The sequence below is a fragment of the Streptomyces sp. NPDC059816 genome (assembly GCF_042732055.1).
GTDB lineage: Bacteria > Actinomycetota > Actinomycetes > Streptomycetales > Streptomycetaceae > Streptomyces.
In genome coordinates, this window is sequence record NZ_JBHWIQ010000063.1 from 1 (window position 1) to 7,253 (window position 7,253).

Consider the following 7,253-nt stretch of genomic DNA (forward strand, 5'->3'; position numbering starts at 1 on the left):
CGATCTGAGACAGCCGCCGACCGACACGTCGTGAGACTGAAGAGGAACGTCCAGCTCACAGCGTCGGCGCCTGACACCGAGAGTGAGAACCTACAAACTTGTAGGACCTCAAAGCCTTGGCGGAATCTCACGGCAGTTGGCAGATGGATGGCAGAAATGCCACTCGGAGCTCCCGGTGCGGCAGTTCACGTCGTACCGCGGGCACCGCCATTGAGACCCAGGGCCCCCTCTACCAAGGGCTCTGCCTCTATCGGGGCCGCGACTTCCGTGAAATCCAGGGAATTTGAGAATCCAGGGCCGCCGCCTCCTCGAACGACCTGGCATTCCGGCAGGCCAACGGCTCGTCAGCTGACAGATGCACTTCGACGGGACAGCAGTTCGGTCGCGGATGCGGAGAAGCTGACCGAGTGGCTGGCAATAGGCTCAGCAGCAGACCCGGCATCGGTTAGGAGGCTCGGATATTGCGGCGTACGGCGTCGAGGTAGTCGGTGATGGCTCGGTGGTTCTTGGTGAGACATTCGATTTTTTCGGCCATGCGATCGCGCTCGCGTTCGAGCGTTGCGACCATGTCTGGCGTGACGTAGGGCATGTGGATCGTGCGGGGGGTGTTCAGGCAGGGCAGGATCTGCTTGATGATCCGTGTGGGTAGCCCTACATCGAGCAGGCCTCGTACCTGGAGAACCCGGTCAACGACGTACTCCTCATAGTCCCGGTACCCGTTGGGCAGTCGATTCGCCTCGATCAGTTCCTGCTCCTCGTAGTAGCGCAGCAACCTCATCGGAGTCCGGGTGCGCGTCGACAGCTCACCGATCCGCATATCCCTCTCCTCGCCCTCTGTGGCTGGCGTTCTGTGACTCGGCGCACACCGAGTTGACCTTCACACTGATGTCACCCATCGATGGTAAGGCCATGACACGACCAGATACTTTGACACCTCGCTCGATACCGAACGCCCGGCTCCCGCTGGCGGGTCTTCTGGCCTTGGCCGCCACCGGGTTCATTACTCTCCTGACCGAGACGATGCCCGCCGGGATGCTTCCCGAGATGAGCCGAGACCTGGGTGTGAGCGAGAGTGCTGCCGGGCAGAGCGTCACCGTCTTCGCGATCGGGGCGATCCTCGCCGCGATCCCGCTCACCAAGGCGACGATCGGCTGGCCGCGCCGACACCTGCTGCTGGCGGCGATCGCAGGACTCGCGATCGCCAACACCGTCACCGCGCTCTCCGAGAGCTTCGCACTCACGCTAGCCGCCCGGTTCCTCGGCGGCATCGTCGGCGGGTTGCTCTGGGCGCTGTTGGCCGGCTACGCGGTACGGATGGTTCTCCCACATCAGCGCGGCAAGGCAATGGCGATCGCGATGGCGGGCGCAATCGTTGCCCTGTCCGTCGGAGTTCCTGCTGCAGCGCTTCTGGCCAAGCTCGTCGAATGGCGATACGCGTTCGGGATCATGACCGTCCTCACGCTCGCGTTGATCGTGTGGGTCATCGCGGCGGTGCCGAGCTTCCCCGGACAGCCCAAGGGCTCACGGCTCCCGCTCACCCGTACCTTCCGCATTCCCGGCGTAGCGCCCGTGCTCCTCGTGACCCTCACGTTCGTGCTCGCCCACAGCATCCTCTACACCTACATCGCCCCGTTCCTCAAGCCGCTCGGCACGGCAGGTCAAGTCGACGCCGTGCTGCTCACCTTCGGCCTGGTGTCGCTGGTGAGCATCTGGATCGCCGGAGCGCTCGTCCATCGGCACCTGCGCCTCCTCATGATCCTCGCGTGTGCGCTCTTCGCGACATGCACGCTGCTGCTCGGCATCTTCTCCGGCGTGCCTACGCTCGTCTACGCCAGCACGGCGCTCTGGGGGCTCGCGTTCGGCGGCACCTCCACCCTGTTGCAGACCGCAGTCGCCGAAGCAGCAGGCGACGCCGGCGATGTCGCCCAAGCACTCCTCACCACCGGATGGAACGTCGGAATCGCCGGTGGTGGCATCATCGGAGGGCTCGTCCTCAGCGGACTGGATGCACCCTGGCTGAGCTGGGTCGCGCTCGCACTGCTCGTCCCTGCACTCGCCACTGTGCTCACGGCGCGCGAACACGGGTTCGTCAAGGGAGAACTCGGCAGCCGCTAAACCACCGTTGCCCGCGACCCAAGAAATGCCATGGCTTTGAGACTGTCCTTCAGGACCCTGCGGTGAGACAATGAGCAAAACCGCAGGTCACTAAAGATCAACATGTCATCGAAACCGAGACCCTACAGGAATATAGGGTCTCAGATTCCTTGCCGCCCGCTCCTATCCCACGTTTACTGAAGTCGCCCGCAGCCTCGGAATCCGCGAGACCACACTGGTGACCCAGATCAGCCGGCTCGAACGAGACCTCGGTCAGCCCCTACTTGAATGAGCTCAACGCGGCACCGCCAAGAAGCTGCCCCTCTTCGGGAAACGCGTCGTCACGGCACCCCGGAAGATCCGCCTGAGCCGGACCTGTTGCATGTCGCTAGGGCTTGCAGAGTAATAAGTTGCGTCTTTCCGCCCTTGACACTGCAGATCAGGCCGATTGTTCGATAGTAAGTTGATGCTCTGCAAGCCCTTAGACACCGTTTCTGTTGGCTTGATCGGTCGTTGAACTGTGTATGACGGATCTGGTTGAGCGGTTGGTGCCGGATGAGTTGTGGGTGCTGTTCCGGCGGGTGGTGCCGCCGACGGAGAACCGGCGCCCGCAGGGCGGGGGCAAGAGGCGGGCAGGCGATCGTGAGGCCCTGGCCGCGATCGTCTTCGTGGCCACCTCGGGCTGTACGTGGCGGCAGTTGCCCCCGGTGTTCGGCCCGTGCTGGCAGACGGTGTACCGCCGCTTCGCCCAGTGGAGCCGGGAGAGGGTCTGGGCCCGGCTCCACCGAGTGGTCCTCGACGAACTCGGTGCCCGCGGAGAGCTGGACTGGTCGCGGTGCGCCATCGACTCCGTGAGCGTCAGGGCGACAAAAGGGGGCTATTGACCGGACCGAATCCGACCGACCGTGGCAAGAGTGGATCGAAGATTCACCTGATCACCGACCGGAACGGACTGCCCCTTTCCCTGGGGATCTCCGCCGCGAACATGCACGACAGCCTCGGCCTTGAGCCGCTCGTGCGCGGGATCCCGCCCATCCGCTCCCGACGCGGACCTCGCCGCCGCCCGGCCAAGCTCCACGGTGACAAGGGATACGACTACGCTCACCTGCGCCGATGGCTCCGCAGCAGAGGCATCCGCCACCGCATCGCCCGCAAGGGCATCGAGTCCTCGCAGCGCCTGGGACGCCACCGCTGGGTGGTCGAGCGGACAGTTTCGTGGCTGGCCGGCTGCCGACGCCTCCACCGCCGCTACGAACGAAAACCCGAACACTTCCTTGCCTTCGTCGGCATAGCTCCAACCCTCATCTGCCACCGCAGACTCACCAACTGAAACGACGTCTTAGCGCCTGCTGGGGCAGGACCCTAGCGTTCGTCGGCCGATGGGTCGCCTTGGGAAACGCAGGGATGGTCTGATGGGTATAGCGATGGCTGCGCCGATACGGCTGAGTCTCCTGCGTGGTGATGGGGTCGGAGGTCATTCTCAAGGACGTGCGACCGGCTGGTTCGGATGTCGCTGCGCGAGCGAACCGCTGCTGAGGTGCGCGGGACCAGGCATCGACCGCAGTCGTCACGAACGCGCGCGTCTGGTACTTCGGTGTTTGGTCCTTCCAGGTCTGGAAGCTGCAGCCCTGGGTCAGGGAAGCCCCGGAGTGGACGGTGCGCCAGTGCGCGAGTTCGGCCTGCACGAAGGTCCAGGTGCGCGGTCGGGAGGTCGACAGCGTCGCCTCCGAGGGCGAGGAGAGGCGGGAGCTGCTCGGTGTCTAGGGCCGGCCGGGTCGCCGCCGTGGCCTTCGCCGGGTCGCCGGGCTGGCTACCGTCGCTGCTGTGCACCATCCGTCGGGTCACGCCGACCTTCTCCCGGTACGCCGAGTTCTCCTCGGAAGGTGCGCGCCGGGTCCTTGCCGAACAGGTTGGTACGGGTTGGTACGGAACGCACCGGACTCCACGATCAGCACCTTGATGCCGAACGGCGCCACCTGCGCCGCCTTGGTCGCGCCGTAGGCAGAGAATCTGGCGAGGGACAGTTACCCGCCGATGCTGCTGATGTTCTCCACCAATGCGTGGCCCTGTTCCCTCATCCGCGACAGCAGCGCCCGGGTCAGCCGTGCAGTGTCGAACACGTGCAGTTCGAACAGGTCGCGTGGTTCCCGGTCGGTGGTCTCCGTGAACGCCCCCACCTGGGTGCGGCCGGCGTTGTTCACCAATACGTCCACTCTGCCTTGGTGGGCCAGGACGTCGACGGCCACCGCATCGATCCGCTCGCGCCGGTGACCAACCAGACCTTGGCGTCCTCGTTCATCCTCCAACTTTCGCACGGGGCCACCCCGTCGGCGGGTCACTCCTTCTTCAGGCACCATGGAGCCGTCCAAGTCCCGTTGTGGTAGCCATGGATGATGAACGTCCACGGACGGGACCTGCACTACTTCGCCTCCGTCGCGGAGGAGTTGAGCTTCACCCGCGCCGCGGAGCGGCTGTTCGTCTCCCAACCCGCCCTCAGCAAGCAGATCCGGGTGCTGGAGAAGCGGCTGGGCGCGGACCTGTTCGTACGGGACCGGCGGACCGTGCGGCTGACCGCGGTGGGGGAGGCCCTGTTGCCGCACGCGCGCGCGGTGCTCGCCGCCTGGCGGGCCGCGGAGGCGGCGGTGGAGGAAGCGAAGACCGCCGAGCGGCGCACGCTGGTGATCGGCATGTCCACCAGCCCGGGCCGCGGACTGCTGCCCGCCCTGCGGACCCGACTCGTCTCGCGCCATCCGGACGCGCGGCCCGTCCTGCGCCAGGTCAACTGGGCCGATCCCAGCGCCGGGTTGGCGGACGGATCCAGCGACGTCGCCTTCGTCTGGTTGCCGCTGCCGGACGACGAGCGCTACCGGTACGCGGTGGTGGCCCGCGAGCCCCGGCTGGTCGCGCTCCCGGACGGGCACCCCCTGGCGGCGCGGGCCGCGTCCGACCCCGAGGGCGCGGTGGACCTCGCCGACCTGCTGGAGGAGCCCTTCCTCGCGCTTCCCCCGGCCGCCGGCCCGCTGCGGGACCACTGGCTGGCCCTGGACGCCCGGGACGGTCGACCACCGCGGATCGGCGGGGTGGTGGCCAGCGCCGAGGAGACCCACGAGGCGGTGGCCGGCGGCCAGGGGGTGGTGCTGTTGGCCGCCGGCAACGCCGCGTTGGTCGTCCGGGACGGGGTGGTCGCCGCGCCGGTACGGGGCCTGCCCGCGTCTCGACTGGCGGTGGCCGCCCGCCGGGACGACGGACGGCCACTGGTGCGCGCCTACCTTGCCGTTGCCCGGGAGGTCGGGGCCACCACCTGGTGATCAGGCGGTGCCGTCCGAGTCCGCTTCGGCCTCCGTGTGGAGGAGTCCGCGGGCCTGTTCCGAGGCTCGGGTGATGCTCTCGCCGACGAAGTCGACGAAGCGGGCGATGCTCTCCAGCCGGGCGGCGGCCGGAGTGTCGGGACCGAGGATGCTGACGCCCTGCCGGGCGGTCTCGGCGAGCTGGGCGTGGGACCGGGCGGCCGCCACCATCGACTGGTACCAGACGTCGTTGTCGACGGCGTAGCGCTCCCGGCGCCCTTCGTCCCGTTCCCGGCGGATGAGGCCCTGGCTTTCGAGGAACGCGACCGCTTTGGAGATGGACGCCGGGCTGACCTGGAGGTGCTGGACCAGTTCGGACGCGGTGAGGCTGCCCGCGTCGGTGGTGTAGAGGCAGGTCAGCAATCGCGCCATCATCTTGGGCAGGCCCGATTGCATGAGGAGCGTGGTGAAGGCCTCCTCGTACTCGCGCACGGCCTCGGCATCGCGTCCGTGGGCCTGCGGGGGCGCATGGTTCCCCCGGGGCGCTGCCGGCTTGCGCCGTTGGGTGCGGCGTTCGGTGGCGCGGTGGGCCAGGTCGGCGCGGTAGGCGGTGGGGCCGCCGTTGCGCATCACCTCACGCGTGATCGTCGAGGTCGGGCGGTCGATGCGTCTGGCGATCTCCGCGTAGGGGAGTCCGTCGGCCAGCCCCAGGGCGATCTGCTGGCGGTCCTGCTGGGTGAGCCTGCCTCCCGGCATCGCGATCTCCTTCTGTGCTTCCTCAGTGCCGTGTGCCGTCAGTATAGCGTTCACTTTCTAATAAATGCAACGGATCGGCAACGTGTCGTTGCGTTAGAAATCCAGCCGATGCAACGATATTGATGCTCTGACCTGTGCTAATGACCTCTGAGTGCAACGAATGTATTGCTCGATCGATGAACGCAACGTAGCGTTTGCGGTGTCAGAAACGACAACCGCAGGAGAGATCACCATGCAGAAGTTCGACACCCCCGCCCCGATCACCGCCGTCCTCGACATCCCCGTGGGACGCATCCAGCTGATCGCTGCCGAGCGGGCCGACACCGCGGTCGAGGTCCTGCCCGCGAACCCTTCGAACGGTCGTGACGTGAAGGCGGCGGAGCGGACCACGGTCGAGTACGGCGACGGTGTCCTGCGCATCGAGTCCGCGGTGACGAACCGGGTGCTCGGCAGCTCCGGAGTCATCGAGGTGACGGTCCAGCTGCCCGCCGGCTCCCGGGTCGAGGCGAAGGCGGCCAGCGTCGAGCTCCGGGGCGTCGGACGACTCGGCGACGTCGTCTTCGAGGGCTCGCACGGCTCCGTCAAGCTCGACGAGACGGCGAGCGCCCACCTCACCCTCCTGGCCGGCGACGTCTCGGTCGGCTGCCTGGGCGGCCCCGCGGAGATCAGCACCCAGAAGGGCGACATCCACGTCACCGAGGCCACGCGCGGCCTCGTCAAGCTGAGCACCGTGTCCGGCGACGTGACGATCGGCGCCGCCCGCGGTGTGAGCGCCTCCCTGGACGCCGGGACCGACCGCGGCCGGATCAACAACGCGCTCAAGAACGCCGACGGCGACGCCGCTCTGAACATCCACGCGACCACCACCCAGGGCGACATCAACGCCCGCAGCCTCTGAGGAGCACCCATCATGACCAAGCTGGCTATCGCTGCTGACGGACTGCGCAAGTCCTACGGTGACAAGGTCGTCCTCGACGGCGTGGACCTGGCCGTCCCCGAAGGAACGGTCTTCTCCCTACTGGGCCCGAACGGTGCGGGCAAGACCACCGTCGTGAAGATCCTCTCCACCCTCGTCTCCGCCGGCCCGGGCACGGGCGCCGTGCGGGTCGGCGGCCA

8 protein-coding genes and 1 pseudogene are annotated in these 7,253 nt (G+C 67.2%); 6 read left to right on the forward strand and 3 right to left on the reverse strand.

The window, feature by feature from the left end; all coding sequences use genetic code 11:
* Positions 1-445: 445 nt before the first annotated feature.
* Entirely contained in the window at positions 446-817 is a 372-nt protein-coding gene (locus ACFV88_RS35890) for a MerR family transcriptional regulator (protein ID WP_385496423.1), read from the reverse strand.
* A gap of 68 nt (positions 818-885) precedes the next feature.
* On the opposite strand from ACFV88_RS35890, the gene ACFV88_RS35895 reads away from it, so the two are divergent.
* From ACFV88_RS35895 to ACFV88_RS35905, 3 genes and pseudogenes are all read left to right on the forward strand, one after another.
* Positions 886-2,115 carry an MFS transporter gene (locus ACFV88_RS35895; protein ID WP_385496424.1) on the forward strand — a complete coding sequence of 410 codons (1,230 nt, stop codon included), beginning with the start codon at positions 886-888 and terminating at the stop codon, positions 2,113-2,115.
* Positions 2,116-2,272: 157 nt separating this feature from the next.
* Positions 2,273-2,386, forward strand: a pseudogene (locus ACFV88_RS35900) (LysR family transcriptional regulator); the annotation flags it as partial.
* A 232-nt stretch (positions 2,387-2,618) separates the two neighbouring features.
* Positions 2,619-3,424 (forward strand): IS5 family transposase gene (locus ACFV88_RS35905; protein WP_385496425.1). Its coding sequence is split into 2 segments (ribosomal slippage): positions 2,619-2,966 and positions 2,969-3,424, totalling 804 coding nucleotides; the frame shifts between segments, so codons are not numbered across the junction.
* A 694-nt stretch (positions 3,425-4,118) separates the two neighbouring features.
* Here the strand turns inward: ACFV88_RS35905 and ACFV88_RS35910 are convergent.
* A complete protein-coding gene (locus ACFV88_RS35910; protein ID WP_385496426.1) occupies positions 4,119-4,307 on the reverse strand; it encodes an SDR family NAD(P)-dependent oxidoreductase in 189 nt (62 codons plus the stop codon).
* Between the two features lie 180 nt (positions 4,308-4,487).
* Here ACFV88_RS35910 and ACFV88_RS35915 point away from each other — a divergent pair, with 180 nt between their 5' ends.
* The gene (locus ACFV88_RS35915) at positions 4,488-5,402 is read left to right on the forward strand and encodes a LysR family transcriptional regulator (RefSeq protein ID WP_385496430.1); all 915 of its coding nucleotides are present in this window, start codon (positions 4,488-4,490) and stop codon (positions 5,400-5,402) included.
* Here the strand turns inward: ACFV88_RS35915 and ACFV88_RS35920 are convergent, their stop codons facing one another.
* Positions 5,403-6,137, reverse strand: a complete 735-nt coding sequence (locus ACFV88_RS35920; RefSeq protein WP_385496427.1) for a helix-turn-helix domain-containing protein — start codon at positions 6,135-6,137, stop codon at positions 5,403-5,405. It abuts the gene before it with no gap.
* Between the two features lie 232 nt (positions 6,138-6,369).
* Here ACFV88_RS35920 and ACFV88_RS35925 point away from each other — a divergent pair, with 232 nt between their 5' ends.
* Together ACFV88_RS35925 and ACFV88_RS35930 are read left to right on the forward strand one after the other, a co-directional pair.
* Positions 6,370-7,035 carry a DUF4097 family beta strand repeat-containing protein gene (locus tag ACFV88_RS35925; protein WP_385496428.1) on the forward strand — a complete coding sequence of 222 codons (666 nt, stop codon included), beginning with the start codon at positions 6,370-6,372 and terminating at the stop codon, positions 7,033-7,035.
* Positions 7,036-7,047: 12 nt separating this feature from the next.
* A partial coding sequence (locus tag ACFV88_RS35930) for an ATP-binding cassette domain-containing protein (RefSeq protein ID WP_385496429.1) occupies positions 7,048-7,253 on the forward strand: 206 nt, incomplete at its 3' end.

Excerpts from the sequence above, each read along its gene's own strand:
- ACFV88_RS35925 (WP_385496428.1), top strand. The coding sequence starts at position 6,370 with ATGCAGAAGTTCGACACCCCCGCCCCGATCACCGCCGTCCTCGACATC.
- ACFV88_RS35890 (WP_385496423.1), bottom strand. The coding sequence starts at position 817 with ATGCGGATCGGTGAGCTGTCGACGCGCACCCGGACTCCGATGAGGTTG.
- ACFV88_RS35895 (WP_385496424.1), top strand. The coding sequence starts at position 886 with ATGTCACCCATCGATGGTAAGGCCATGACACGACCAGATACTTTGACA.
- ACFV88_RS35915 (WP_385496430.1), top strand. The coding sequence starts at position 4,488 with ATGAACGTCCACGGACGGGACCTGCACTACTTCGCCTCCGTCGCGGAG.
- ACFV88_RS35920 (WP_385496427.1), bottom strand. The coding sequence starts at position 6,137 with ATGCCGGGAGGCAGGCTCACCCAGCAGGACCGCCAGCAGATCGCCCTG.